The 25905-nt window shown below is 43.9% G+C and carries 23 protein-coding genes and 1 tRNA gene; 8 read left to right on the plus strand and 16 right to left on the minus strand.

The features are described 5' to 3' along the window. Positions 1-238: 238 nt before the first annotated feature. The 7 genes from ABGV42_RS11270 to ABGV42_RS11300 all read right to left on the minus strand — a co-directional run bounded on the left by ABGV42_RS11270 (position 239) and on the right by ABGV42_RS11300 (position 8407). A complete protein-coding gene (locus ABGV42_RS11270) occupies positions 239-715 on the minus strand; it encodes a hypothetical protein (RefSeq protein ID WP_347381736.1) in 477 nt (158 codons plus the stop codon). Positions 716-854: 139 nt separating this feature from the next. Further along, a complete protein-coding gene (locus ABGV42_RS11275) occupies positions 855-2282 on the minus strand; it encodes an NAD(P)/FAD-dependent oxidoreductase (RefSeq protein ID WP_347381737.1) in 1428 nt (475 codons plus the stop codon). Between the two features lie 394 nt (positions 2283-2676). Next, positions 2677-3630, minus strand: coding sequence for an SDR family NAD(P)-dependent oxidoreductase (locus ABGV42_RS11280; protein ID WP_347381738.1), 954 nt, complete (start codon positions 3628-3630; stop codon positions 2677-2679). 118 nt (positions 3631-3748) lie between these two features. Continuing rightward, a complete protein-coding gene (locus ABGV42_RS11285) occupies positions 3749-4270 on the minus strand; it encodes a TetR/AcrR family transcriptional regulator (protein WP_347381739.1) in 522 nt (173 codons plus the stop codon). A gap of 645 nt (positions 4271-4915) precedes the next feature. Continuing rightward, positions 4916-5725, minus strand: coding sequence for a hypothetical protein (locus ABGV42_RS11290; protein ID WP_347381740.1), 810 nt, complete (start codon positions 5723-5725; stop codon positions 4916-4918). After that, positions 5726-6691 carry an ABC transporter substrate-binding protein gene (locus ABGV42_RS11295; RefSeq protein ID WP_347381741.1) on the minus strand — a complete coding sequence of 322 codons (966 nt, stop codon included), beginning with the start codon at positions 6689-6691 and terminating at the stop codon, positions 5726-5728. It lies immediately after the preceding gene. Positions 6692-6799: 108 nt separating this feature from the next. Further along, the gene (locus tag ABGV42_RS11300; protein ID WP_347381742.1) at positions 6800-8407 is read right to left on the minus strand and encodes a helix-turn-helix domain-containing protein; all 1608 of its coding nucleotides are present in this window, start codon (positions 8405-8407) and stop codon (positions 6800-6802) included. A 377-nt stretch (positions 8408-8784) separates the two neighbouring features. On the opposite strand from ABGV42_RS11300, the gene ABGV42_RS11305 reads away from it, so the two are divergent. From ABGV42_RS11305 to ABGV42_RS11315, 3 genes are all read left to right on the plus strand, one after another. After that, on the plus strand, positions 8785-9204 hold the full coding sequence (locus tag ABGV42_RS11305; protein ID WP_347381743.1) for a MarR family winged helix-turn-helix transcriptional regulator: 420 nt from the start codon (positions 8785-8787) through the stop codon (positions 9202-9204). Between the two features lie 31 nt (positions 9205-9235). Next, a complete protein-coding gene (locus ABGV42_RS11310) occupies positions 9236-9886 on the plus strand; it encodes a nitroreductase family protein (protein ID WP_347381744.1) in 651 nt (216 codons plus the stop codon). An 89-nt stretch (positions 9887-9975) separates the two neighbouring features. Further along, a complete protein-coding gene (locus ABGV42_RS11315) occupies positions 9976-10272 on the plus strand; it encodes a putative quinol monooxygenase (RefSeq protein WP_127536506.1) in 297 nt (98 codons plus the stop codon). 262 nt (positions 10273-10534) lie between these two features. Here ABGV42_RS11315 and ABGV42_RS11320 read toward each other — a convergent pair whose 3' ends face one another. Both ABGV42_RS11320 and ABGV42_RS11325 read right to left on the minus strand, forming a co-directional pair. Next, on the minus strand, positions 10535-11293 hold the full coding sequence (locus ABGV42_RS11320) for a hypothetical protein (protein ID WP_347381745.1): 759 nt from the start codon (positions 11291-11293) through the stop codon (positions 10535-10537). A 124-nt stretch (positions 11294-11417) separates the two neighbouring features. Further along, the gene (locus tag ABGV42_RS11325) at positions 11418-12902 is read right to left on the minus strand and encodes an amidase family protein (RefSeq protein WP_347381746.1); all 1485 of its coding nucleotides are present in this window, start codon (positions 12900-12902) and stop codon (positions 11418-11420) included. Between the two features lie 223 nt (positions 12903-13125). Here ABGV42_RS11325 and ABGV42_RS11330 point away from each other — a divergent pair, with 223 nt between their 5' ends. Next, a complete protein-coding gene (locus tag ABGV42_RS11330) occupies positions 13126-14628 on the plus strand; it encodes a hypothetical protein (RefSeq protein ID WP_095288093.1) in 1503 nt (500 codons plus the stop codon). Positions 14629-15545: 917 nt separating this feature from the next. Further along, the gene (locus ABGV42_RS11335) at positions 15546-16760 is read left to right on the plus strand and encodes a hypothetical protein (RefSeq protein ID WP_347381747.1); all 1215 of its coding nucleotides are present in this window, start codon (positions 15546-15548) and stop codon (positions 16758-16760) included. 630 nt (positions 16761-17390) lie between these two features. Here the strand turns inward: ABGV42_RS11335 and ABGV42_RS11340 are convergent. Continuing rightward, positions 17391-17861, minus strand: a complete 471-nt coding sequence (locus ABGV42_RS11340) for an NUDIX domain-containing protein (RefSeq protein WP_347381748.1) — start codon at positions 17859-17861, stop codon at positions 17391-17393. Positions 17862-17873: 12 nt separating this feature from the next. Next, positions 17874-18719 (minus strand): AraC family transcriptional regulator, encoded by an 846-nt coding sequence (locus tag ABGV42_RS11345; protein WP_347381749.1) that lies wholly within the window; start codon positions 18717-18719, stop codon positions 17874-17876. Positions 18720-18958: 239 nt separating this feature from the next. Between ABGV42_RS11345 and ABGV42_RS11350 the strand changes: the two genes are divergently transcribed. Together ABGV42_RS11350 and ABGV42_RS11355 are read left to right on the plus strand one after the other, a co-directional pair. Then, entirely contained in the window at positions 18959-19504 is a 546-nt protein-coding gene (locus tag ABGV42_RS11350) for an RNA polymerase sigma factor (protein ID WP_347381750.1), read from the plus strand. Further along, entirely contained in the window at positions 19479-21128 is a 1650-nt protein-coding gene (locus tag ABGV42_RS11355; RefSeq protein WP_347381751.1) for a DUF4179 domain-containing protein, read from the plus strand. Before ABGV42_RS11350 ends, ABGV42_RS11355 begins: the two co-directional genes overlap by 26 nt. A gap of 178 nt (positions 21129-21306) precedes the next feature. Here ABGV42_RS11355 and ABGV42_RS11360 read toward each other — a convergent pair whose 3' ends face one another. From ABGV42_RS11360 to nrdR, 5 genes are all read right to left on the minus strand, one after another. Continuing rightward, on the minus strand, positions 21307-22665 hold the full coding sequence (locus ABGV42_RS11360) for an FAD-binding oxidoreductase (protein WP_347381752.1): 1359 nt from the start codon (positions 22663-22665) through the stop codon (positions 21307-21309). A 296-nt stretch (positions 22666-22961) separates the two neighbouring features. Further along, a complete protein-coding gene (locus ABGV42_RS11365) occupies positions 22962-23483 on the minus strand; it encodes a MarR family winged helix-turn-helix transcriptional regulator (protein WP_347381753.1) in 522 nt (173 codons plus the stop codon). A gap of 48 nt (positions 23484-23531) precedes the next feature. Continuing rightward, positions 23532-24341, minus strand: a complete 810-nt coding sequence (locus ABGV42_RS11370) for an alpha/beta hydrolase (RefSeq protein WP_347383210.1) — start codon at positions 24339-24341, stop codon at positions 23532-23534. Positions 24342-24723: 382 nt separating this feature from the next. Continuing rightward, positions 24724-24796 (minus strand) — tRNA-Ala (locus tag ABGV42_RS11375). 185 nt (positions 24797-24981) lie between these two features. Beyond that, complete coding sequence (nrdR, locus tag ABGV42_RS11380; RefSeq protein WP_095288107.1) at positions 24982-25449, minus strand: transcriptional regulator NrdR; 468 nt, start codon at positions 25447-25449, stop codon at positions 24982-24984. Positions 25450-25562: 113 nt separating this feature from the next. Here nrdR and ABGV42_RS11385 point away from each other — a divergent pair, with 113 nt between their 5' ends. Next, positions 25563-25787, plus strand: coding sequence for an alpha/beta-type small acid-soluble spore protein (locus ABGV42_RS11385; protein WP_095288108.1), 225 nt, complete (start codon positions 25563-25565; stop codon positions 25785-25787). Positions 25788-25905 lie beyond the last annotated feature (118 nt).

Here is a 25905-nt window from a genome sequence, read left to right on the forward strand (position 1 = left end):
CTTCTATAGTAACATAAATCCCGCAAAAAACAATCATTTTCATTCAAAATAATTTATAAACCTTCAGAAACTCGCAACTTTCGACTTTTGCACTCCATTATCTCCCATAATATTAACTAAAACGTTCACAATCATCCAATACTAAAATCCTATATTGCTTCCAACCAGTCCCGACCTTGCCTATCTACATATCAAAAAATCCTGCTGCTGTTCATTGCATACAGGATCATCTCAACGCTTATAGGTTTATGTCTGGTTTGGGTTTAAGCCATTTTCCGTCTTCATTTATAAAAGCACCCTTGAATCGCCCCATTTCGAGCTGTTCAATCAGCTTATTCTCATCCGTAGCCAGAATCTCAGCGAGCTGTTCGGATGTGTAATAATCTCTGGGGTCATAGTCCAGCAGGAGTGGAACGGCTGTTTCATACAATTCCTTGATCATATTCTCAAACGACTGACGTCCCAGGTCCTCCATATCCTTATAAAACTGCAGAGGGTGGGACACCATATTTCGAAAAGATTTGTTCTCCAGATTCATCCAAAGTACATTACAAGCCTGTACACTCATGTAATTTTGCTCGACATCGAAAAATTGAATATCTTCAATCTTCATGTATTTCTCCTGAAAAGCAACGATCTTGATTATGGGTACACCCCGTTTGCGTGAAGCTTTTTTCAAATGGGCTCTAAACTGTTCGTAGGTCATTTCTTTCATCCACTTACACCTGCCTTTACATGTTCCATTCGACATTTTACAACAAAACCATGCAGAGTGTAAGTTCTCCTATAAAATAAACAAACCGCACAGCATAAGCTCACTGCGCGGTCTGTAGTATGGCTTGAAGAAGATTGGTTCAGCTGGGCATGCTGCTTTTTGCCCAAGATGCTGTGAATTCCGGTTCATTATAATCAAAAAATTGCTGCAGGATCGTCTCTCGATCATCCAGAAACAACTGGTCGGCTATAGCAGACACCAGCTTAGGAACTGCGCTCTTGGTACCGGAGATGGCAGAGGCGGACAGGCCACAGCTTGCCAGTGCGGAGTAATTGAAAACAAATAGCCCGTGCAGCTGTGACTCGCCTGCTTCACTTCGACTCGTCATGGCAAATCCGGAAGTAAGGAAGGGATGTGCATCCAGCAGCTCATTGCGGTGTTCAGCAGGCGCTTCATAACAATCCGCCCAACGAGCAATATGGCCTTCCACCAGTTTGAGTTCAGGCCGTAATGCGGGATCACTTCGCAGCCCCGTACTAATCACCAGAAAATCAAAAGAAAATTTTCCCTTGGGTGTTGTCACCACTGCTCCATTCTCGTTTGCTTCCACACCGAGCCAGGGTGAATTCAAATGCAGTTCAAAGCCCCGCCAGGCCGCTGCACGGTTGAACGTATCATTGGTTGGCGGTTGATTATATTGAAAAAAGTGCGATATTACCGCATATTTCTCGGCTGCCCGTAATGCATGAAAACGTTCAATCATCCCGGATTGCTCCATCTGGCGTATGGGATTAACACTTGGAAGTTGATCTCTACGCACAAACACATGGGCCTCAGTCACTCCTGCAGCGAGTGCAAAACTCGCGTTATCAAACGCGGAAGCCCCTCCCCCCAGCACGGCTATTCTTTTGCCGCGCAGCCGCTCAAAATCAATGGCCTCCGAAGTATGAGCATACAGATCTCTCGGAAGTCGTTCTGCAATCATGGGAGGTACGTGCCATTCTCCCCCTCCCTGTATGCCAGTAGCCAGCACGACCTTCCGCGCCAGCAGCGTACCCGAATCAACGCCGGAGCCCTCTACATGAAGTCGGTGAAGACCCTCAGAGGCGGGTTCAATCAATTTCAGTTTGACTTCATTGATTACAGGCAGATTCAGCACGTCCCGATACCAGCGCAAATAATTCATCCAATCCCCGCGTGGAATCTTGTCCACCGCTTCCCAGCCTTCCGACCCAAACTGCGCCTCCCACCAGGAACGAAAGGTTAACGATGGAATACCCAGATCAATCGACGTCAGATGTTTAGGAGTACGCAATGTCGTCATGCGGGCGTATGTCTCCCAGGGTCCCTCCATTCCGGCTTTATTTTCATCGATAACCAGAATATTAGAAATCCGCTCACGCAGCAGTCCAAAAGCAGCCCCCAGCCCGCTCTGTCCTCCTCCCACAATAATTACGTCATATACATGACCATCAGCATGTTCCGCAGCACGCACCCAGTTGGCACCGCCATAGGCCAAATATGCGAGATCTTCTTTTACACGTTGGTTCAAAGCTTCCAGGCTCATGACTCATCAACCCTTTCAAGGTACACTAATGGATCCGATCCACTCACGATCAAACGTTAAGTCAATGTCATATTTCCATCCTTTTTAGAGCTATCAGTGCATAAACGACATATATATTAGCGTTAGTATATGGGTTACCTTTGTTTTTTTGAATATGACGGAAGCTTTATTGTCATCCATTCTAAAAATAGCTAACATGCTTGTTGATCTTTACGAAATAAACCCAGTAATAACCTACAGCCGCTACAACGAAGTGGGATCTAATTGTCCATGACCCGCTAAGATAAAAAACAGACCCGGGTTAAAGTTTCCGAATCTGTCTATTGTCATAGGCAATGTTCTTATTTAATTTGTTAGTGATTAATCAATTACTTGTTGTCAAAAAAAATATAATCTACTTCTTCTGAAGCTGCCCAATCGTTACAGCAATTCCTTCTTCAAATGGCGTCGCCTGTACTGGACCAATGTTACGCTCATACTTTTGCCGGCTTAGAACGAGAGGCTCCTTGGTTAGATATAACATCTCTACAATTTCTCTCATGACCGGCACCCCTAGCCCGATTAGGGACAATCCTATTTTTCCTAATGCCATTACAGGTTTCGTTACACCCGCCGCCCTCTGTGCGATCCGTACGATGTCATTGCCTGCAATGATGCCTGCACCGGGTATATTCCAGTTCTGATCATATGTGTTCTCCCGGCTGGCGAGTTCTACTACCATAACAGCTGCGTCCGGCAGATAGATGTATTCCCGTGGTGTTTCCATATTGCCGATAAAAAAGGCCATTTTCCCTTTTGCAATGGATTCAAGTGTTGATCCCAGATAAGAGGCTTCGTTCGCTGTCGGGCCATAATAATCAGGCAAACGCACAATCATGACTTGAGCTCTGGACCATCTGCTGCTGAATAACATCTGCTCATAGGCGAGTCTTGTTTTTCCTTTGCGGGTATGCGGCTGCTTCGGATGTTCTTCCGTTACCTCTTTCATTTGCCTTCTCCCGTAAGGGTAGATCCCATCGATGACCACGACTTTCAGACCGAGCTGTTCTGCGGCCTCCATAACGGATTCACCCAATGGCACAAGTTTGCTCTCCATCTCGTTGTACGGCACGTTGGCACAGTGGAACATCACGTCCGCTTCCCGGGACGCAGCTACAATCTCACTCGGTTTAAAAGCATCGCCCACAGCGAGCTGAAGGTGACTTGGTGATCCCAGTTGTGCAGCAAGCTGTTCCAATTTGTGCCGTGAACGTCCATAGGCAACGGTTGCAATCCCCCGCTGAATCAATTCCTGTGTAATGGCAGCACCTGTTCCGCCTGTTGCACCAATAACGATCGCCTTTTTCATCTCCAAACATCCTCTCTCCATTTAGTTATTGATCAATTACTCACAACTCTTGAACACAATATAACGCATATTTAGTGATTGATCAATAACTATTTTGAAAAAGGGTATTTTACCCTTCCTATCTCTCTTTGAGCTCAGGCATATCCAGTGCAATCGAGACATTACATAACATGCCGATGGCCAAGAAAACCAATGTTCTTTGCTTTGCTTCAGCAATGCCGGCATTACTAAAAGCGTTCAAAACCATCGTTCTCACTTCACTAAAACCTTTTTGCATCGCCTGACGAATCACATCTTCCTGAATCGTCTGGGCTTGCATCTGAAGCAGGATTTCACTTTGATGCGATACCAAAATATTCTCGTATGCTTCAATCAATTCGTGCTCCAGCTGATCCGGTGTTGCCGTCTCCACAACAAGTCGAAACGAATCAATGACTCGCGTCCATGATACTTCCAGGGCAGACAGCAACAAGGCTTCCTTGGTTTTGAAAAAGCGAAAAATATACGGTTGCGAAATTTGCGCCCTTTCAGCCACTTGCGCTGTTGTTGCACGGTAATATCCGATTTCTGCGAATACGTCGATTGCTGCCGAGATAATGTCATTCCGCCGATTGACTGATGCAGTGCTATCTTTAGCCATGAACATTACACCTCTTATCCCTGTTATTAATTGATCAATAGCTAAAAGTATATAGGATAGCCGTAATCATTGCAAAAGTTCAACCTCTTCCCTTTTTAAGCCTGTCCGGATTATAACCATTTGGGTTTGCCTGAATCGGCTGATGAAATAACTGCTATTCACATTCCCTACCTGTTGGCAGCCTCCATGACACTTGCCTCGCCACTTGCCTAACTCATGGCTTCCTCTATCCGTTTCTGAATGCAAAGATCACTTGTCAGTCCGCCTAGTAACCATTTTTTCGTTCAAGCCCAACAAACCCGCAGACGCTGGCTCAGGCCGCTGCAGGTTGTTGAATGATGTTCAGTCGGATCATTTAGTGGAATTCCGCAATAGCATTGATTCGCCACAATGGCCCAGCCATAAATTTTATTTTTAGTGAACGAAACTGGTGCCACAGCTTCTGTGCTCTCGAAACCGAAAAAGTGTGGGTTCATATCCAGGTTGCCCTGTTTGGAATCAGCTGCACATCATTACCCTGTATCCTGAATCTCCCTTTTTATACAAAAAGATTTTGGACGGGGTGTAATGAAAGTCTAGGGTAGCCATTTTCGCGACACTAGGAGACTGAAGCAGTTCCGTACGACGCGTTACAACACCGCTAGTTCACTGCTGTAGAAGATTATTCAGTCTCATATCCGGAGTAATCTTGGGACAGCTGTTGCAATATCCATGAGAATGATCTCCATCGCCCACCTGATACGCCAGACAGCAATAACGACGAATATAAAGCAGCGGTCCCTTCCACTTCGAATGTTCGAAAGGTTGAAGCTGGATGGCAAAAGGGTTGATTTCGGAGGGCTCTAACCACAAGTCCCGATCCTGTTCGATCCGATTCAGCCTTCGCTCCGTTAACCGACCCCACTGACCCCTCATCAACCGGACATAGAGCTGTTGCACATTATGTGCAACCAAGCTCCACATGACCCTCGGGCTTGCCTCTGTCACCTCGGCTACTGATTGAAAAAGCTGGTCCAAGTGCTGCTTTAATCCATCCTTAAGAATGTCTATTTCTATTCTCCGCTGATCCGGATCTTCGCTGCCTTGCAGCGAAGCACTCTCCAATAGAGTTTTGTATCGCATCCCACCTGATCCGTTTAGTTCAAACCGCACCGTCTCGTCAACTATACTCAATCGGGCATCGTACAGACTGAAGGCAGAGATCACCGCCATCACAAATACCGAATAACGCTTGGCAAAAAGTGTACCAACGGCAATGGCCCCTTTTCCCCTCAGTTTAAGTCCCTGCTGGATGGCCTGTTCATGCAGGATTAACATCCGCTTCTCTTCGTCCAGCAAATCCTTTGCACAGAAAGGATATAGAGAATCTTCACGCATATCTCCGATTGAAGTTACGAAAAAGTTCCGTAATGTGTCCGTCATTTCCAAATGGTCAGAGTCTCGAATACTTCCCATCTACTCAATCATTTTCTCAACTTCGTCCATAATTTCACTTCGGCCCATTACTCCCCATCCCTTGAACAACCAGAAAGAGTCTGTCTCATAGACCTGATCTGCCTGAACGGCCGGAACCTGCTTCCAGAGCGAGCTCTCGTTCATGCTGTTCAGATAGTCCTGTCCGTTAGGATCAACTTCAAGAACGACGAAGTTTGCATCAATATCAGAAATTTTCTCCATGGAGAGATCTTCACGTTGTTCAGAAGGTGTCACAGCAGTAGGTTCAAACCCCAAATCATGATACAGGAGTGTGTTGGTGGGGTGTCCTTTTGACGCATAGATTTGCAGATTCTTCTCTCTTACCCGCAAGTAAGCGAGCTTTTTCTGATCCAGTTGCGCGATCTTCTCCTTTAATTGAGCAGCCCGTTGCTCCACCTCGCCCATTTTCTCTTTGGCCAGATCCACCTTGTCGTACATTTCTGCAATTGTCAACAGATCCTGAGTCCAGTATGTGGTGTCATCTTCATAATCCAGCCATTCATTGCCCAGTACCACGGTTGGAGCAATCTTCTCCAGCTGTTCATATGTATTTTCAGCCGTTCGACTCTCAATGAGAATAACATCCGGGTTGACAGCAACGATCGCCTCCAGATTCGGACTGTCCGCTGAACCTACCGTAGGAACCCCTTCCAGCTGGTCTGCAAAATAAGGCAGGTAATCTCCGCCGTAGCGTACTTCCACATTGACGCCTGCAGGTTTCTCGCCGATGGCGAGCATATGATCAATATAAGCCGCGGACAAAACAACCATGCGTTCTATCTTTTTTGGCACCACCGCTGTTCCTTTCAGATGCTCAATCGATTGTGTGTCATTCTCTTGTGCGGATGTGCCCTGATTGGATTGGGCTGCTTCCGGTGCCTTGCCACATGCGCTCAAAACAAGTATTAGAAGTACCGAAAATATAAAAATACTCTGTCTTAACATCTGTTATAGATCCCCTCTGCTATTTAATAATAATAATCATTATCACTATAATAGAAAAAGGGAATCCCTCTTACAATGGAATATCTCACCTTCCTTGCTTGCAGCATATCACCTTACCGAAATTCCAACCTGGTTGGCTACATAACGCATGGCCCACATCCGTCCGGTAGGTCCAAGTGTTTTGAAGAACATATCACCTGCATCGTAAACCCGCCCCTCTTTCACTGCATCCAGTGCCAGCCAACGTTCGGATTGTTGCAATTGTCTCCACCTGGTACTCGCTTCTGCAGTTGGATCGATCATGACAAAAATATGATCTGCCTTGTATAGTTCCAAACGGTCAAGGTCAGCTTCCATAACCCATTTCTTCATCGGGAAACCTTCAGGTAAATGGAATGGCAAATCATTATAAAGCAGAGCCCCTGTCTGGTTCGTCTTACCATACATCCGGTAGAACGCAGCGGTTATTCGTATAAACATCGCGCTCTGGGGTCCCCATCTGGACTGCATTTTCCGGTGCAGAAGTTGCCTCAAGTCGGCATGCTGCTCCCTCCAGCGTTCCGCCTGGTCCGCGCGCCCCAGAATATCTGCCATTTCCACAAGTCTTTCACCAACTTCGTTTGTGTGTTTGATCATGGCGGTCGGTGCAATATGATGCAAAGCTTCATCCGGTGCGCAGCGATCACTCGTAAGAATTAGATCCGGTTTGACCTGTTTCAATCGGTCATAGTTTCCGGTCAGTCCGTCTAGTTGAATATCTTCTGGAACATTGGTATCAAGTTCAGGAACCCTCGTGTGACGTAAAACCCTTTGATTATAGGATAAGATGATCACAGGCTTAAGCCCCAACGTAACGATATAATCGTCCAGCCCATAATATAAGGTGGCAATTCGGTTCACTCTCTTTTTCATATACATTGTCGGAGCAACACCCTCGGATTTTTTGAATATGCGACTGAAATAATGCTCATCCCTGTAACCGACCTGTTCCCCAATGTCCCTGATCTTGTCTGACGAGAACAAAAGCTGTTTGGCTTTGGACATACGCTGTTTTAGCACATACTCCATCGGAGTCATGTTGAATTGCAGTTTAAACGTCCGAATAAAATGGTTTACACTTAGTCCTGCCATCCGGGACATATGGTCAAGCCGAATTTTGTTCATATAATGACGAGTCATGTATTCTATGGCCTGCTCCATACCCGTGACGGGGGGACTTTCTTGTTTCACACTTGCCATAAGTCTGATTAACAACTGATGCAGAAGGTGTTTTCTGCGATTATTGTCCATGCTTTTCCTCAATGAAGTAACTCTCTCTGTTGTTAAGGTCTGCATCCTTTCATCAAATTCCGGCAAATCGGAAGACAGATTCAATTTGCCCGTCAACGTGAATTCAGGTTGCCTAACGAACCAGTTATTTTGGGAACGTGTCAGCTCAACACAAGAAAATAAAATGATTTCATATCGGGCTGGTTCTTCGGAGTATGTCCTAAACTCCACACGCATTTCCGGCTTCAGCAGAAACCAGTCCCCCGGTGCCGCTGTGTGTACGGCATCATCAATCATCAGAATTCCTTTTCCAGTAACTACTCTGCATATGGCATACCTTTCCCAGTTTCTTTGTTTGACCACTCCAGGGTCCACTACATATTTACACACGTGAACCGAAGAGATGAATAGCTGTTCAAGCCTTTTAAGCGACATTTTTTCTTCCATGCGATATATCTTCTCCGTTCTCATCCAAATTGCCTGATTAAAAGTGCAACCGGCACAACAATCCCTTCTATATCACTAAACTGATCCTAATTATAAATGATAATTCTCAATAACAACAAAGATTGATATGATCCAGCTATTCTGGAGACCATAAAACAGGAAAAGACATAAGGCTTAATCCACACAAATCCCTTTTTTGGTCCCATGTGTTGCAAAATAAAAATAGGCATGATATATTGATTGAGCCATCAATGATTGACTAGTCAATTTTTGAGGTATCCATTATTTTTTCAACACTGGCACTGTAAAATGGCCACAATCGGATTGTGTCAACATAAGCCGTTGTTCATGTCCAGATTCACCCGGGAGGTCTAGTCATGACACGTATCGTTTCCAAAGAAGAGCAGATCATTAATCTGCTGAATGCTCTTGGCAACAAAATCAGCCCCAAGTTCGAGCGATGCACAGGGATCAGTTCTTCCCGCTTTGAGATTTTGTACGAATTGGACCAGGTCGACGAGATCAACCAATCGATGCTGCAAAAAATGATTAATATTGATAGTGCCGCCATTACCCGCCATTTGAAGCAGCTCGAAGCTGACGGCATGGTGAGCAGACGTAAAAATCCGGAAGACAACCGGGTTACCTTTGTTCGTCTGACCGAGGATGGCCGGAGACATATTGACGGTTACAAAGTGGAGAAGAAGAATTTCATTCATCAGATATTACATGATTTCAATAAGGATGAGATTCAGGCACTTGCAAACTACCTGGAACGCATGCAGAACAATTTCTGATAATTTTTTATATAGAGGAGAGATCCATTTAATGAGCGCTTTTGAAAGCAAATTCCAGAAGACCAACGATTTTAACGAGATCACGTACGGCCGTCGTTCCGTTAAACTTTATGATCCAGAGGTTAAAATCAGCCGTGAAGAAATGACCGAGATTTTGGCCGAAGCTTCCCGTGCCCCATCCTCCATCAACCTGCAGCCTTGGCGCTTCCTGGTTGTGGACACTGCTGAAGGTAAAGAGAAGCTTGCACCTCTTGCCAGATTCAATCAAAATCAGGTGTTGACTTCTTCTGCAGTTATTGGCGTATTTGTTGACATGAACAACATCGAATACATGGAAGAAATTTTCGGCAAAGCGGTAGATCTCGGTTATATGCCTCAAGAAGTGAAAGATATGCAGCTGGCAAAAGTAATGCCTTATTACAAAGTTATGCCGGAATCCGCTCTTCGCGATGTCAATCTGATTGATGCAGGTCTGGTTTCCATGCAATTGATGCTGGTGGCCCGTGCACACGGTTATGATACAAATCCTATTGGCGGTTATGAAAAAGATCAAATTGCTGAAGCATTCGGTATGGACAAAGAACGCTATCAGCCGGTTATGCTGATCTCCATGGGTAAATCAGCCAAAGAGGGTCATCCATCCTACCGTCTGCCTGTTGATACCATTACAACTTGGGCATAATTAACTTATCACACCTTTTAAGAACTGCGTTACCCTTAACTATAGGCAACAATCAAACCATTCATATACATTAACGGAGGTAAACACACATGATTATCATTCACGCACACCTGTCAATTAAACCGGATCAAGAACAAGCTTTCCTCGCAGCTGCCAAAGAACTCGTTGCAGCAACTCGCAATGAAGAAGGCAACATCAGCTATGTTCTGAACAAAAGCACTGAACAAGAACATCAATATACCATGATCGAATTGTGGAAAGACGAAGCAGCTACAGCAGCTCACAACGCAAGCGCTCATTTCCAAGGATTTGTTCAACAAGCAGCTGCATTCATGGCAGCACCGATGAACGTGGAAGTATTCGCTGGCGAAGCAGTTAAACACTAAAATTAAAACCTCATCTGGTCATTTGCGAGCATCAAGCTCCAATGTGTCCTAATAAACAACCAAAAGCCGTCTCCGAAGTCATTTGACTTTGGGGACGGCTTTTTGCCTTGGACGAGACTATCGGAGCCGATATTCTGAACACAAGAAGAGCGAGCATCCACGTAGGTGAATATACTCGCCTTGAAATTTTTGTATATCAGAGAGATGTCTGATGTCTCCCTCTCCTGGATTTGCTGCTGTTTTCTTCACTTATTCGTTCCTGCTACAAACCCGCAGCTGCTTTAAGTTGTTTTCTCTGGGATGTAATTAATGTTCGCAGTTTTTCTGTTCCAAAGGCTCCTGCGGAGAAAGCATTGGCCTTCGGGTAGTATACCATTCTAAATGATGTACCATCTTGAAGGTGTACACGCAAAAAAATGCCGGTTTCATGCTTTGCTTTTTGGTAGACCTCATCAAAACCAACATATGTTAAAGGTAGCAGCTCGTTAACGAATTCTGCTGCTGCTTCTTGGGGAAAGTCCCCGATCACACTGCCATCATTGCCACTTTCGAGGCTAACTTTCTTTACTTTACCTTCGATATCCAAGAGACCGCCCATTGTTTTGGCATTGGGATTTTCGCTTACTTGATACATTTTATGATCCGCTACAACGCGAAAGTGAGACTTATAACCTTTTAGTTCATAGATGTCCGTCCCAATTGGAAGAAATGCAGCATCTCCATTGGCAGTCACGTGATCCGCACATGCATGTTCATTCAGCATATACGAGACTTCCCCTATCCTGTCCCCTATATTCTCTGCCGGTACGGCTTTGTCATTGTTATGGAAATATAAAATACCATCAATCTTTACAAAATCAATCCATTCGATAACCCCGGGGCATGGCTTTTTCTCTTCATTTATCACTAATTCAGGGTTAGCTTCCTGAGACTTCTCCTTATTCACGGTACCGCAGCTAACCAAAACAACCAAACTGCATAATAAGAACCAACGCATGTTCCGATTTTGAAACAGCCCCATTGATATCACCTCATCTTATTAAACAAGGAAACCGGGGCCAGAGTTACAACCTTTTTTCATATCACTTTCCCGCTACCGTTAAGAAGAGTGAGCCACAATCTCTACTTAAAGATCAAATTTTAGATTAAGCCTCATCGGTTGGTGCAAAGCGGTATTTGGTCGCTTGTTCGTAGGCGTAAGCTAGTCGGAAAAGGATCGGCTCACTGTAGGCGGTTCCGACAAACGTAATACCCTGAGGACCTTTGGTCGTATAGCCATCTTCACCAACGATACCTGTTTCGACGTACTCGCCCGGAACGGTAATTACAGGATACCCTGCGCGTGCAGACAAATCGAGTCCTTCCTCATTACCTAGGAATATCAACGCATCTAACTGATTTTCACGGATCGCGTGGTCGATGCCTTGCTCCCGGGATAACTGACGATTAAGCCGCAAGCTCTCGGCATACTCTGGTTCAGACAAGGTCCCACTTGTTTCATTTGACCAGATCAGCGTATCCTGTCCATATTGAAGCGCAGCATCATCATTTGCCTCATTATAGGCGATAAGCTCATCTAACGTTTTGACGTAAGCACCTGGTCCCGCTTTGGCCAGATAGTCATTTAACCCTTTTTTAAATTCATATCGCATCACGTCCCAATCCCACTTCGCACGTTCACAAGGTAATGACACCGGGTCGATAATGATCGCTCCCTGTTCTCTGCATACACTGATGGCTCGTTCGATAACTCCTGCTCGTGCATCATCTAGATCCTCATAGTAGAACCTCGGAACGCCAATTCTTGCGCCTCTTAGGCCATTCACATCCAGGAAGGACGTATAGTCTGTATAGGCTTTCCTTCCTTTTTCATGCATCGCTGCATCATCCGGATCAACCTCTGTTATTGCACCAAGCAAAATTGCAGCGTCCCTGACCGTACGCGTCATCGGGCCGGCCGAATCTTGGCTGTATGTAATCGGAATAATCCCTGTACGACTGACCAGACCAACTGTCGGCTTAAGGCCGACAAGACAGTTTTGCGAGGCTGGGCTAATAATTGAACCCGAAGTTTCTGTACCTATGGCGGCGGTACACAGATTGGCGGCAACAGCTGCTGCGGAGCCCGAACTCGATCCCCCCGCGAACAACTCTCCAGGACCATACGGATTCAACGTCTGTCCGCCTCTGGAGCTATATCCAGACCACATGGTACTCGACATGAAATTCGCCCATTCCGTCATGTTTGCCTTTCCAAGAAATACGGCCCCGGCAGCTCTTAACTGTGCGGCCACCGCTGAATCTTTCCGTGCAACATGTTCTGCAAGGGCAACTGAACCCGCACTGGTATGCATGTGGTCTCCTGTATCGATATTATCTTTGAGCAGGATTGGGATGCCGTGAAGCGGTCCGCGCACTCCCTGTTCCCTACGCTCTGCGTCAAGCGAAATGGCTTCCTCTATGGCGTACGGATTGACTTCGAGTACCGATTTCAGCTTAATGTCGAGCCTCGCGATCCGACCCAAATACCAACGAACGCAGATCTCCGATGATAACGATCCGGATTCCATCGCCGACTGTAGCGAAACGATGTCTGCCTCTATTAGAAGTTCATTTAACGTTCTATCCATGTTTATCGTCTCTCCTTTTGACCATCTACTACTTATGGTTCGACGAACCTGTCTGTTGTCCTCTTGCCTTGTTGCATAGAAAAGAAGCGATACACATGAAGAGATAGACATTGATACGGTGTCTTTTCCCTAAACTAAATCCTTTTCCATGATAATCCCTGCCTAATTGATATGAAGTTATGATATATTTTTAAGGGAGAAGTTTTATTAAGGGAGAATGGCTATGGTTAAACTTTCGCTTTTTGCAATTACCAAGACAATTGAGTGCTTACCACCAAGAATTGTCGATCATCTATACATGTACGTTTACAAGGAAACGACCAGCACCTCAAAAGAGACGTGGCTCTTTGAGCTAATCAAGGAACTCTTAATCCAGAATTTTGGATTTGATACGCCTCATCTGGAAGACCACGTGGAGATTCGGGATAAAAATTATCGCAAAAGACAACAGAGCAAAAAGTATTGGCTCAAGAAATTTAAAGAGGAACTGGATTCGGTGCCAAACAATCCTGTTCTGATTGAGATTAGCTCTTGGAAACTTGCGCTGGAGCAAATGAAGGCATCGAATGCGGGGCTGGATATCGTTGCTGAATCCGAAAGACTGATTGGCGTAAAAGACCTGAATGATTTACCCGCTTTACGTCTACAACAAATCAGTGAGTGGGCAACCACCAGCTCCACGTACCTCACTGACTATCGTTACTTGTCGAGTAAAAAAACCAATCAGATCAAAAAGGCCATCGACACCGATCTGCACTTTATTGTAGCTGATATTATTGATAAACACGATCTAACCAATGCAGTGGATGTGCAGCCTCATGGCTTGATCGAGGATGTCGTTTTCGCAGAAAAATCAACAAACCTGAAAATCCGAATGGAATTGGACGAAATCACCAACAAGCAAACCTACTTCGATGATTATGAGATCAGTGACAATGAGTTCCTGCGCACCATTATCAAGGTCGAAGATGGGGATTTCCTGCTCGCAGACAAGAGCCTTACGAAATCACTGGATGGTACCGATCGGGATATCATTTTCTATGTCCTTTCGCAAAAGGATGAATCTTTCTACACAGACCGGACGATAACCGTTGATATTTCCAAGCTGGTGAGCAAAGCTTATAACTCTTCTGGGGTTAAAAACTACGTTGAAATTGAGAAAAGATTGCGTAAAATCAGGTCGTTTGGCTTCCAGGCCGTGATTAAGAAGAAGTCTGAAAAAGCAAGATCCGGTTCTGCCGACTGGTCCATATTTGACTCGGTTGTCATCAACTCCAATCCCAATGGCAGACGTTATGCCGAAATTGTCATCGGTACGTACTTCCACCAGCAATACATTAATCAACAGACCGTCAAAATCTATAGAGACAGCCTAAACTCCATTGAAGGAAACATCTCGAAGATTTTGGTCCATGCATTACAGAAGGAGCGTCTGGAGCGGTATGTACAAGGGAACCAATTCATCGATATCTTCCCGCTCAGCTATTTCTTGCGTAAAGTCCGAATGGACAAAAGAAAAACGGAACAAAACATGAAAAAGATCCAGGATGCGTTAGAGGAGTTCAAAAGCCTGAATTTCCTGATTGCTGATTATAAACGACTTCATTCCTCTTTTGAGATTTCCTTTATTCCGTTGACCCACACGGAAATGCATGACTTTTTCGATCAGGCGGAACCACCTATTCAGCTTACCTTTCCTATACAGACTGAACTTATTGGAGAATGAACCTCATTCTCCAATTTTTTTTGGTTATGGATTGTCATGCGACCCGATTTAACCTGGGTTATTAGAAATACGATCTTCTTTTTTGGTGCTGCTTCATTGAATTTTTATTACTCATTTCTCGTACTGGCATTATATTATTACTTTTTTTTCGTACTTCATCTCGTAATAAAAATAAATATCCGATTACAGTACCATTAGAGCTACTACACCACATTTTTTTATTACGAAAACAACGTACCTGATCTCATTTTCTACCTTTTTCTTCGTACTTCCATTCAATAATCACTAAATAAAATGTACTGAAGGAACTGTCTCATTTTTATTACGAATAACTCGTACTTCAAATTGATGTTTCATTCTTTGCACGACAGGGTACCCGCATTGATATCAACGTAATTCTCACTTATTTCTCGTACTTTCTCATAATTATTACTCAAAACTCGTACCTAAATAAATTTATTACGATTTCCACGTACTAAAATGACCAAAAAAAATTTCTGGTTTTGTCGAATACGATATAAATTCAAGCTTGTAGCCTTATTTATAGTTTTCTAACTTTTTTCTCGTACTATATGTATGATCATAAAAATACGTTTCATTCTTCATTTCTATTTTTATTACGCATTTCTCGTACTTCCCATGGTGTTCCCAATTAATTAGACGAATGCTATAATCTATTTATAGTGAATGGAAAACTAATAATAATCTCTGTAAAAATAAAAAAAAGAACCCAACCATTATCGTTCTAATAAGTGGATAGTTTGGCGACTGGCACTTATTAAAACCACGAAAAGTCGGGGTCTTGGTCTTGCTTCTTTTTTGATGTGTTCATTATAGCATGTCTTCTAAAAAAACAAAAGCCAAAACCCTTATTTTCCATACCCATTTTCAGCGTTGGGAGTTAAGGAGAGGCGCAGATGAAACACCATCCTGATCTATTCGATGCACAGACCCTACATCATGATACTCGTTTGCTTTTCAAACTTAAACTCCTGCTGGGTACCGTTTGCGCATATGGCGGAGAAGTTCCTCTTTCTCAGACCGAACTCGCTAAACGAATGGGTACCTCCACTTATCGAATCCGAATTCTTCTCCACAAGTTGGAACACGAAAATATTATCCACTACAATGACGCTGGTACATTGTTCTTTGATCGTTACATCTTTGTTCGTGATCAGGCAGAAGTTTCACAAGAAACGCTATATGCCAAAAATTTTGCCTTTTTTACTTGTGATGAATTTCTGTCTGAAGATCGAAATGTTCAACGCTTTGTTCTTCATTATGTTGGCAAAGAGCTGATCTACATTCCAGGCAATTTCCGCTGGGGTTACATCAATGATCTCTATGGCCCAACTGGACTTCTTAACATACGTACACCAAAAGAAGCGATCACTATCCTTAGGAAGGCATCCAAATATCTGAAGATCAAAGTACATACTGAAAACTTCCAGGTCCTGAACGTTCACTCCAAATGGATTGACATGGGTGAAGTTTATTCTGAAGGTGCTGAGCTGTGGGTGACAAAACAGCTTATTAAGCATCGTTTTTGTTGTGACTTTTTATCTCGGAAAGCCGTTTGGCAAATAGCAAAAGTCATGGAAGATTACTATGCGAAATTTGGATATGATTATGCAACCGAGATTTTCGACCATGCGCTCTTTAGCATTCAAAATCATAGAAGACGGTCACAGACCTTCTTTAACATGATCTACAGAGAAGATTCATCCTATATTGTGAATGAGGAAAAGAACGAACTGAATGAGATCAGTGCATATTTTCGGTCCGTTATGGAATCAGCCGAGTTAAATTATGCTGTACAACTGTCTGTGGAGCTTGAACATATCCAACAGAAGAAACACATGGCAGAGAGCAGCCTCAATGCAAATGATGAGATCTCTGTTATTAATCATGAAGTAATCGAAGCGGCGCACAACCAACAAATTAAAGTGTGGGACAAACTTCGTCTCATCCATACGTGCTGGCTCCATCGTTTCAGACAACATCCTGAATGGTTTGTTCAACACTATTACCGTATCAAAACTCTTCCCGCTCCAATTCTGGAGATCAAGATGGAAATTGAGAAGTATATTCATAAACAACAAAATAATCAATTTCAAGCGCACATTGTCTAATTTCTATTGGATTAGATTTATTTGTGTATCCTTATAATTAGGCTTAACCTATTTTGTATTGCAGTGGTTCTACGAATGGTAGAATGACTGCTATTTGCTTTTCAATTCTAATATTATTGAGAGCCCCTTTCATTGGTCTGCCCTTAAAATAGCGGGATTGAATCGATTTCATAACTTCCTTCGGTTTCCAGTTTCATCAATTATGCTGTGGATAACGTTTTATATCATGTGGTTTTGTTATATAGGTGATGTTTATACTGATTCTACCCGTTTGGATGAATTGATCGTTGGTGTGGGCTTCTATATATGTAGTGTTGGTTTAGCGTTTCCTGATGTGTACCTTACGATTATCATGTTGCATAAAAATAAGAGCTTTCCGTATCTAATTTTATCCAGATACAGAAGCCCTTATGGATCAAGCTTTTTGAGACACTTTTTTCGCTTGTAAAAAGGTATTAATTAAAGGTGTTGATCTATGGTTTTAAGAAATGGTGTTAAACAAAGATGTTAATATAAGGTATTGATGAAGGGTTTTGAAAAGCTTATGAACATCTCCATCTTCAAAATATAGAAATCAACATTGAACGGAGTGAACTCTTTACTCTCTTCCCTAACTAGTGAGTAGTAACCTTATTCGATATTATCCGCTGTTATGCCATCCTTCAACGTACTTTCCCACCATATCGATGTATCTCCTCTGACAAGCTGTGGAATTAACTTACGGAATGGATAGGGCTGCAAATGATGCCCGGCAAGCTCATACACGGACGCCCAATAGAATTCAATATGAGCCTCAAGGGATACAGGAGGTCGTAACATATCCAGTTCAGGGACTTTCACTCTGAAAACTTGGTTCATTTCGCAGTGTAACTCCGTATTTTTCTCCCACCGATGCTCTACTGATCCTAAATATCCATCGATGTAACATGACAAACCCAGCTCCTCTTCAATCTCTCTTTTTAGTGCATCAGGTGCACTTTCACCAAATTCAATGTGACCTCCTGGCAGGAACGTATTTTGATGACCAATGGCATGGGCGAGCAGAACCTGATCCTGGATGATAATAATTCCCCTTGCCAAGTGATGAAAATTCGAAGTCATTGTTCTCACTCCTTATTTAATCGGTATCCAGATTTGTGGCGCATGATGAGGACCTGGATATACTTCTAATTCGGGTATCCCCGCATGCTCATAAGGATTAGATGGAAACCATTCAGAAACAATCTGTTTCCATAGGCTCTGTATGCTTTCAGGCATCGGGCCCTGAACTTCGAAAACACTCCATTTGGAAGCAGGAATGGTGATGGATGACAGTCCTTCAGGAGTTTTACCGTCAAACGCCGTGCCAATCCAGTATTCCATTTGCTTCTCCTCCATCTCGGTCTGATCTACACAGACTCCAAGCAATCCTCGTATAGCCCCATTATTCAGTTCCAATAAACGGTCTTCTGTCCCGCTCGAATACGCTTCTTGCCACATTTTCGGGATTTCCCGTAAATTCTCCCCATCTACATAAGAGAAAGCTTGCTTGATCCCAACTAACGTAAATGCAGCCTGTTCAACAATTTTATAATTCATCGGTTCCGCTCCTTTTAAACTTACTTGAATAACCAAGCGATTATACGATTTGACAGAGGTGCTGCTTTTTCGTGCTTCACTTGGTGCAATTCCATGCTGTCTGCGAAAAGCTTTGGAGAAAGATTCAGGGGTGTCATATCCGTACTTGTGTGCCAGATCAATAATTTTGTGATCACTCTGTAACAGTTCATGTGCTGCCAGTGTTAATCGTCTCCGCCGTATATATTCGAATACGGTAACATCTGTTAATAGCGTAAACGTACGTTGAAAATGAAAAGGCGAGCTATGTGCTTGTGCTGAGATCTGCTCTATTGTTACATTTTCGAGTAGATGCTCTTCTATATACTGAATAGCCTTCTGTAACGATTCAATCCAGTTCATACGGTTGACCACTCCTTGATTTCTATAATAGAGGAATACTTGTTTCGCGGCCTGTCATTATTTGCTTTGATCTGTCAGGTCGGGATCTTTTATGGTAACTGTTAATCTGTTCAACTCGTGACGAATCTTCCATAATGGAGTATCTTAGCAAGCTCTTCATTGCGACAGGATAAAAAAAGTGAATCATTTTCGACACTCACTTGTCTATAATATATCCCAACCAGAAAGGAGTAGCGGAAGTGACCGAGCACGAACTCTTCTATTCTTACAATAAAGATGTATATCGTACCTGCTTGTATATGCTCAAAAACATCCAGGATGCCGAGGATGTTTGCCATGATGTGTTTGTAACTGTGTTTCGGCAGGACTGGAGAAATGTTACACATCTAAAGGCCTGGATTATGCGGATCGCCATGAACCACTGCCTCAACATTATTCGTAAAAACAAAGTCAAACATGATAAGCAAGATCAACTACAGAACTTACACGAACACGAGGCTCTTGCCAAAGGTTCGGTCGATGGAATGGTTATGGCTAAGTTATCCCTCGCCGAATTGGAACAGCAATTACGACAATTGCCTGACAAGCTGCGCAGTGTTGTAACCCTGAGGTACATTGGTGATCTTTCTGTTGCTGAGATCTCGGAGATCCTCCATATACGTCAGGGTACCGTTCGATCCAGATTGCACAAGGCTCTTAAACTGATGCGGAAGAAACTGGAGTACTACGAGAAGGTTAACATGAGAGGAGAGAATCATTTTGAATACAGTAGAATCCAAAGTTAAGAATCACATGAAAAATTCAGAGCACATCGAATATCCTGATTTTGATATGATGTTTAACAGTATACAAATGGACGAGCTGCGGATCGCCGATGAGATCAAGCATAGATCACAGCGGGGGAAAACGAAAGTCGCCATGGTCCTGGGTGTATCTGTAGCCGTAATGGCAACTCCGGTATATGCGGCCTTTCAATATGACTGGAGCGATGTTCTATCCCATAAGTCTGGAATTGAGTCGGCTCTCCAAGCGGGATATGGTCAGTCTATTGAACAAAGCGTCACGGCTCACGGAGTGACATTAACGGTGCATAACGCTTTTGTGGATGGTAACCGAACAGTCCTTCTCTATACGATTAAACCCGGCATGGAGACGAATGGAGCAGAAATCAGATATGATCAAATGGTCTTGAAAGACAGTGATGGCACACCTATTGAAGGGCACTATTATCAACAATGGAACGAAGAGCAAGGTGTTTACCAGGGGTACTTCGAAACGGACTGGGTGATACCAGAGAATCAGGCTGACCTTCAATTCTCCATTACAGGTGTACGTTATCTCCAAGATATGCAGGAAGACATTACACTCAATCCCCAAGATACTAATACTCAGAAATTCAATATACAGAAGGACGGGATCGAAGCGGTAGAAGTACAATCCTTCCAGCACACGGAAGATCAAATCATGATTCGTTCCAACGTGACTTTCACGGATAAGGATTTGAAGGAACAGACTTGGGCCAGAATCACGGCTTATGATCCAAACGGGAACATGATTAAAGAAACGGAAAGCCCAGTCTACGGTACAGAAGGTGCAACCGGAGCATACTCCAGCACACAAATATTTAACGAGCAGCAGTTCAAAGAGAAAGCAGATCATTTTACCCTCACGTATACACATGAGAAAGAGCGAACAGATGGAACCTGGAACCTAGATCTTTCCTTGTCTCAAAAGCTGATGGAAACGGGTACGGTTAAGAAAGAAATGGATATTCCATTGGATTCGACGGGTGGAGAGGCTAGAATTAGTGGGCTAGTGATGACACCAACCCAGATTCGAGTAACGATTGATCACCAAGAACACTACTACAGACTGCCATACCGGACCTATCAGTTGGAAGTGGGCGGCAGAATGTTGGAAGGCTACGTTTCCCTTGAAGGCACGTTAGATCCTAATCAAACGGAACTTCGATTTGAGCAGTCCGATTCCTCGCTCATGGATGTAAGTTCTGTGGCCAACAAACCCATGACCTTGATCGCGAAGGATCGAGTAGATGAGCATGCTGGAAGCCAGGCTTCTATTCTTCTAACGGATATCTCTACTCAGCCACAAACAATAGCGAGTGATTACGAAGGATTCCGTTTGAGTTGGACGTATTATCTCAAGGATGGTAACCTGTATGTTGAGTCGTTCAGCCCGGACACTACATTTGGCGGAATTAATCAATCCTATTTCCTTGATCAGGGTGAAAAGCATTACTTAACGCCTTTATACTTCAATGACTCAGATAATAAACATACGGAAGTGTACAAAGATTTTAAGGGTGAAAATATAGGTCTGTATGTATGGAACTATACAACCAAAAAGCCGGATGAAGAATTGCGAATTCCACTCAATAACACCAAATAGTAACCAAGCCTTATCCAGATGAAATAACTATTGCGCCAAAAAATGCCCTTGTACAAGGGCATTTTTCTTATTCTTATACTAAGCTTAGTTATCGATTCCAGACCTGAGATGGCTACGGCTGATACGTCGCTCAACAGCCTCTGTCCTTTTCTGTTAAGCTGATACATCCATAACCATATTATTTTACTTTTACAGTCCCCGCTGGAATGATACTTTGTGGATTATTGAACACATTTTTTGGATCATATTTAGCTTTTACTCTCCGTAATCTGGCGTAGTTAGCTCCATAGTAAACCGACCCTGAGTTCTTAATTCCCTGATCCGGCACGTTAATATAGGACCCTACGATGAATGGCTGCAATTTTGTCCGAGTCGTGCGAACGATAGCGATGTTTTTGGCGGCTTCCGATGGCTTGATCCATGAACTGTTCCATTCTACATAGAACTTTGCTTTGCGCCAGTAAAATGCCGTTGACTTAGGAGATTTGCGGCTTACTGCTCCGCCCCAATTGAGGAAGAAGAAACCTGCATCTTCCCCTTCCACGTTCTCCAAAAATTCTCGCATGGACTTGATTGCTTTGTCCGGAAACGGACGTTTACCAAATCCCGAAGAAAATTGGTTACTGTATCTTTGGGTGAGCACCGGATCAGGAGGTAATAAGAACTTCACGGCTTCGGTGTAAGGCAACAGCCGGATGATAGAAGCAGTTGGTGTCCCAACACTTGTGATGGGCTTTAACAGGTGAAGCGCTTCTGTTTTAGAACCCAGGAATAGCCCCTCCATGCTGACATTGCCGCCCTTTTTGGGTCCGATGGTTAATTCACTGCCTAATTTGGTATTGACAGAAGGAGCCCATTTTTGCCATGTTTTTAATACCTTTTCGAATTGATTCCACGGCCATGTGATACGAAATACGGTAGCCTTGGCTGGGGCACGATGTACTTTAAATTTATATTTAGTGTATACACCGAAGTTACCGCCCCCACCCCCGCGTGAAGCCCAGAACAGGTCTGGATTGCAGTTTTTGCTCGCACGAATCACTTTCCCTTTCGCATCAACCATTTCGACTTCAAGCAGATTGTCACTGATGAGACCAATGGATCGCTGAAGAGGTCCAATTCCTCCACCCAAGGTAATGCCGCCGATTCCCACCGTAGGACTGTCACCAAAAGGAGCGATGAAGCCTTGTCGTGCCAGCATGTTGGCGATTCTTCCCACACGGTTACCGGTCCCTACAACAACCGTACCGTTCTTTTTGTCCAGCTTGACTGTATTCAAATCACTCACATCGATGACGATTCCACCGTTTACCTGTGAAAGATTCACCTCCAGAGAGTGTCTTCCACTCCTTGGCCGAATGGGTACCTTGTTTTCCCGAGCCCACTTGATGGCATTCGAGACGTCTTTCGTTTTCTGGGCAAACACAAACACTTTAGGAGATCTGTCAGTATGAGGATCCCAGTTCTTCCGGGCGGCGTCATACCCCGGTTCTCCTTTGAAAATAACTCGCCCTGTTAGCTGTGTTTTTGATTTCAAATGTTCCCACTCCCTACTTGAGCAAATGTTCTTCCGTCATACGATATTAGGCACCTTATACTGTATGAAGTACATTCGCGGAGGGAATGGGCTGGAGCCTGAATTTTGAGTTTCGTGCTTCTGATTGAATTGGTGTCATATCAACGAGGTATATGTGAAAATATCGCTTCGCTTCATTTATACAAAAAGGGAATTTTCCTTCAAACTAAATACCTTGAAAGAAAATTCCCTTTTGTTAGGGCACAATCCATTACAAGCTGACCCGAACGATGGAATCACATCGATAACTCTAGAATTTAATCGCTGCCCGGATCAATTTTAATGAGTTTGCGTGGTTCCTGTTCCTTTTCACCATACCAAACCAGCACATCAGCGAACAGATCCATAATGCGAATAAAACTCTCCTTGTCGGCTGTAGAAATTTGGTCAGCATGCCTAAAGATATCGTCAAAGCAAAGCTCACGGACAAATTCAGTATACTTTGCATATACCTCGCGCCCTTTCGCCGAAGGTTTGACGTAGATGTCTTTGCGGTTGCCGCTTAAATGATATTTTTCGAGCAAGCCTTTTTCCGTCAGATTCTTCACGTTCTTGGAAAATGTGCTGCGGCTAACGCCCAAACGTGCGGCCATTTCCGACATCTTCTCTTCCTTATCCTCTGCTTCCAGAATATATTCCAGGGTCTGGATCTGCGAGGCGGAGAACATAACGTCCGTACCATAGCTTCGCTGCAGCTTGTACGTATTCGAATATGCATTGCCGTACTTGATAATTTTCTCAATCAGTGTCCGATGGTCGCCCATCCAATCTAATTTCATGAGTAATCCCTTTCATTTTCAGATTCTCTTTCTTTTACTCTACTGAAATCAGATTTGTTTTTCAATCCATGTAATTGCTTCTTCTATGACCTCATGTCTAGTCGGTTCATTAAATATTTCATGCATGAGATGTGCATAGATCTTCAACGTTTTGTCAGTCGAGGCAATGTCACCGTAAAAGTCACGTGAATCCTGCTCGCTCACCAGCCCATCGTTTGCTCCATGCAGAACCAGCACCGGGTCTACAAACTGCTTGGCATGTTCTTTTAACCACGCCACGCCATTCCCCAGGCTATTAAACAGATCCACAGAAATTTGTTTTTCTACCAGCGGGTCAATTGCGTAAGCGGATACAACCTCAGGGTCGCTGCATACGCCGCTGCCAAGCTCATTCGGGAAATACGTCCCTGTAGGAAGATCAAGCGGCAGTTCACCAGCAACCTTCGTATTGTAACGGGTAAGTGCTCCTGATAAAACAATGCCTTTGACCTTGCCTGGATATTTCGTGCCAAATGATGCGGTTGCAAAGCCACCCATGCTATGTCCGATTACAAATACTGGGAGGTCACTGCTTTCTTGCAATGCCCTGTCAACTACGACATTCACATCCTCGATGATTTGGTGAAAATCACTATAGAACGTACGCTTTCCTTCCGATCTCGCATGACCACGATGGTCGAATCGATATACGTTAAAACGTCGTTTGTTTAATTGCTCCGTCAATTCATCATAGCGCCCGGCATGCTCACAAAGTCCATGAACAATGACCACGGCTGCCTTCGCATCATCAGCCATATCCTTGCTGAAATAAAGCTGTGTTCCGTCAAATGATTCAATCGTTGTCTCACTGCGGTTCATACTCATCCCATCCCTTTCATGTTGCTCAAGCATCCAAAAGATCACATCCTTGAGCCTTGAGCACATTTAGTCAGTATTGCCACGATTTTTAGTGTTCAGTAAAGAGTATATTGTTTCTTAGAGAAACAATATACCATCTGTCTTATGCTATTGTCTATAACAAATTAAATCGTTTACATAAAATCGAAGGGGGAATCACCGCAGTGAGCCACCTTATACCCTGTCGCACCGAACCATTATGGGAAGAGCGTCCAGTGCTCCAGCCTAAAATGCAGTCAACGGATAAAACAAATATTCGTTGGCTCCATTTCGGCACCAGACACCGAGAATAGAGACCCATAAAAAGCAAAAAACCTCTTGGTATCCAAGAGGTTTTCGAGTATGGAGCCTAGGGGGATCGAACCCCTGACCTCATCGCTGCCAGCGATGCGCTCTCCCAGCTGAGCTAAGGCCCCACATTATATATATGTACTTGTCCGCTTCTGTTCAGTTTCACAGGCGACTCCTATATCATATAAAATGCAGCTTAAGCTGTCAATATCTTTTTCAGAACGCAAAGTGTTTGGAGAAGAACAACCTCTGTACAGACAAGACACTCATAATACAAGCTCAGACTGCTCTTCTCCCATAATCCACTTCTTTAATCGTCGAGGTCTTCTTTGGACAACAACGATTTCAATTCTTTCATGAACATATTGATGTCTTTGAATTGGCGATACACGGAAGCGAAGCGCACATAGGCCACTTCATCAACCGGAAACAACTGCTCCATCAACAGCTCACCAATCTGGCGGCTTTCCACTTCAGCTTCAGCTGTGTTACGCAGTGACTTCTCCACTTCGGAAACCATCATCTCCAGCGTCTCTACTGAGACTGGACGTTTCTCACAGGCCCGTATAAGACCACGGAGGATCTTGTCGCGACTAAACTCTTCACGACTGCCATCTTTCTTGATGACGATCAGCGGTGTCTCTTCGACCATCTCAAACGTTGTAAAACGGCGACTGCACTGCTCGCACTCACGACGGCGGCGGATGGATTTCGATTCATTAGCAGGCCTAGAATCCAGCACTTTTGTGCCTAGATAGGCGCAATAAGGACATTTCAATTCAGATCACTTCCCATGTTTTTCTTTTGCCATAAATTCCCTGTTATTTCTAGTTATGAAAATTGTATTGAAGACACATAATACTTTTACCAACCGCGAGGAGGTGAACAGCAATGGCCCAAAACAGCAACGGTAACTCCAACAACTTGGTAGTAACTCGCGCTTCCGCAGCACTGGAGCAATTGAAATATGAAGTTGCTCAAGAACTCGGAATCAGCATCCCACAAGACGGATACCAAGGTAACATGACTTCTTACGAGAACGGTTCGATCGGTGGATACATCACGAAACGTCTGGTAACAATTGCAGAACAGCAATTGGCAGGTCAATACCAATAATATCTGCATCGTAATACGTTACACAGAGGAGCATGGAGCGGCCGGTGAAAACCGGCCTGCTCTGTGCTTCTACTATTAAATAAGACAAACCATATCAAAATTCATTCAAACCGATTTT

This window comes from Paenibacillus pabuli (assembly GCF_039831995.1).
GTDB classification, from domain to species: domain Bacteria; phylum Bacillota; class Bacilli; order Paenibacillales; family Paenibacillaceae; genus Paenibacillus; species Paenibacillus pabuli_C.